The 1,757-nt window shown below is 65.1% G+C and carries 4 protein-coding genes; 2 read left to right on the top strand and 2 right to left on the bottom strand.

Translation table 11 applies throughout. The annotated features are described in order from the left end of the window. Nucleotides 1-393 (bottom strand): SGNH/GDSL hydrolase family protein (locus tag DBR22_RS16690; RefSeq protein WP_146187535.1); only part of this gene is annotated, 393 nt, incomplete at its 3' end. Nucleotides 394-509: 116 nt separating this feature from the next. On the opposite strand from DBR22_RS16690, the gene DBR22_RS16685 reads away from it, so the two are divergent. Next, the gene (locus DBR22_RS16685) at nt 510-1,160 is read left to right on the top strand and encodes an alpha/beta hydrolase (protein ID WP_108599940.1); all 651 of its coding nucleotides are present in this window, start codon (nt 510-512) and stop codon (nt 1,158-1,160) included. Between the two features lie 120 nt (nt 1,161-1,280). Here DBR22_RS16685 and DBR22_RS16680 read toward each other — a convergent pair whose 3' ends face one another. Beyond that, the gene (locus tag DBR22_RS16680) at nt 1,281-1,514 is read right to left on the bottom strand and encodes an RNA-binding S4 domain-containing protein (protein WP_108599939.1); all 234 of its coding nucleotides are present in this window, start codon (nt 1,512-1,514) and stop codon (nt 1,281-1,283) included. 33 nt (nt 1,515-1,547) lie between these two features. Between DBR22_RS16680 and DBR22_RS16675 the strand changes: the two genes are divergently transcribed. After that, nucleotides 1,548-1,757: DMT family transporter (locus DBR22_RS16675; RefSeq protein ID WP_181365220.1), on the top strand; the 210-nt coding region annotated here is incomplete at its 3' end.

The following is a 1,757-nucleotide window of genomic DNA, read 5'->3' as shown; positions in this document are numbered from 1 at the left end:
CCCCAGCACCGAAGAGCCGGTGTCCGGGCCGTTGAACAGGACCACTGTGGCCCCGCCCATGGAAAGGATCTGGACGACGGAATCGAGTTTCTCGGCCAGGGCGTCCGGGTCGCCGCCGGGCCTGATGAGATCGTTGCCGCCGGCTGAAAGCGTCACGAGGTCCGGCTTCAGCGCCAGGCACGGAGCCAGTTGCTGGTCCACAATCTGCTGCAGGAGCCGCCCGCGGACCGCCAGGTTGGCGTACGCAAAATCCGTCTGGCTCCGGCCAAGCTCCTCAGCCACGCGGTCAGCCCAGCCGCGGTACCCACCGGGGCTGGTTGGCTCCTTGTCCCCGATGCCTTCCGTAAAGGAATCCCCCATGGCCACGTACCTGGTCCAGGGGTGCGCCTGCATGGCTAGGGGCGGACTCTGCCGGGCTTCTGCTTCACTCACGGTCTTATCCTGCCTCTTCGTTCTCTGGCTACGCCACCGTAGGTAGTTACCGATGGGTAACTGTAAGAATGGAAACCATGACTGAAGCCCAAGTATTTCCTGCCCCTGTTGTGATGTGGTCCCTGCCCGAGGACCAGCGTTCAGGAAAGCCGCTGCTGGTGCTGCTGCACGGCTACGGGGCCAACGAGCAGGACCTCTTGAGCCTGGCGGATCTGCTGCCTTCGGACTTTGCGGTGGCCTCGCTCCGCGCCCCGCTGCCCACCGGCCCGGGGTTTATGTGGTTCCCGCTGACGGCATCAGTGGAATACTCGGTCGACGCCGTCAAGGAGGCGGCCGGCTACGTCCAGGACTGGATCGACGCCGTCAGGGCCAACCACCCGTCGGTGACGCTGCTCGGCTTCTCCATGGGAATGGCCATGGCCACCACGCTCCTGCGGCAGCGGCCGGCGGACTACGCCGCCGTCGTCGGGCTGTCCGGCTTCGTGGTCAACGCAGACGGCGATCCGAGCTTCCGGGACAGCGAGCTGGACGGCACAGTGCCGCTGTTCTGGGGCCGGGACCAGCAGGATCCGGTGATCACACCGGACAAAATCGAATACACCATGGGCTGGGTCCGTGAGCACGTCCACCTGACCAAAGTGCTCTATACGGGGATGTGGCACGGCATCAACCAGCAGGAGATCGGGCATGTGTCCGAGTTCCTGACCCATGAGGTGCTGAACAAGTAACTGTGCTGGACACCTCACGGGCTGAACAACCAGTGCCCTGAACATGTAACGGGCGACGCCGGCCGGCGGCACAGTGCCGCCGGCACCTGCCCGGAGGGCTGGGTCCGGGTCCGCTGCGGGTCAGGCTTCCGGCGCCACGACCTTCACGGTCTGGGAGTTGACGGTGACGGTGTCGCCGTTGTGGAGTTGGCGGCCGCGGCGGTCATCGATCTCGCCGTTGACCTTCACCAGGCCGTTCTTGATCAGTTCAGCCGCTTCCACGCCGTCTTCCACCAGATTGGCGAGCTTGAGGAGTTGTCCTAGGCGGATCATGCTGTCACGGATGGGGATCTCTTCGATGTCCTGATTGCTCATACAAGCCATAATGCCTGACGTAAGGTACTTTCAATGACCCCCACCCGCCGGCTGCCCCTGCCCGCAGGACTGCTGCTGGCCGTCGGAGCCGGGCTGGCCATCCCCGTCCAGGGACGGATCAACGGCGCACTCGGTGCCCGCCTGGATGACGGAATGGCCGCCGCGGTGGTCAGCTTCAGCACAGGGCTGGTGCTGATGATCGTGATTTCCCTTGGCTTGCCCGCCGGGCGCGCAGGCCTGGCC

The sequence above is a fragment of the Arthrobacter sp. HMWF013 genome (genome assembly GCF_003061105.1).
Classification (GTDB): Bacteria; Actinomycetota; Actinomycetes; order Actinomycetales; family Micrococcaceae; genus Arthrobacter.
This window is presented reverse-complemented; position numbering and strand designations above follow the sequence as displayed.

What these genes read in the sequence shown, in the direction of transcription:
- DBR22_RS16685 (WP_108599940.1), top strand. Translation starts at nt 510, where the DNA reads ATGACTGAAGCCCAAGTATTTCCTGCCCCTGTTGTGATGTGGTCCCTG.
- DBR22_RS16680 (WP_108599939.1), bottom strand. Translation starts at nt 1,514, where the DNA reads ATGAGCAATCAGGACATCGAAGAGATCCCCATCCGTGACAGCATGATC.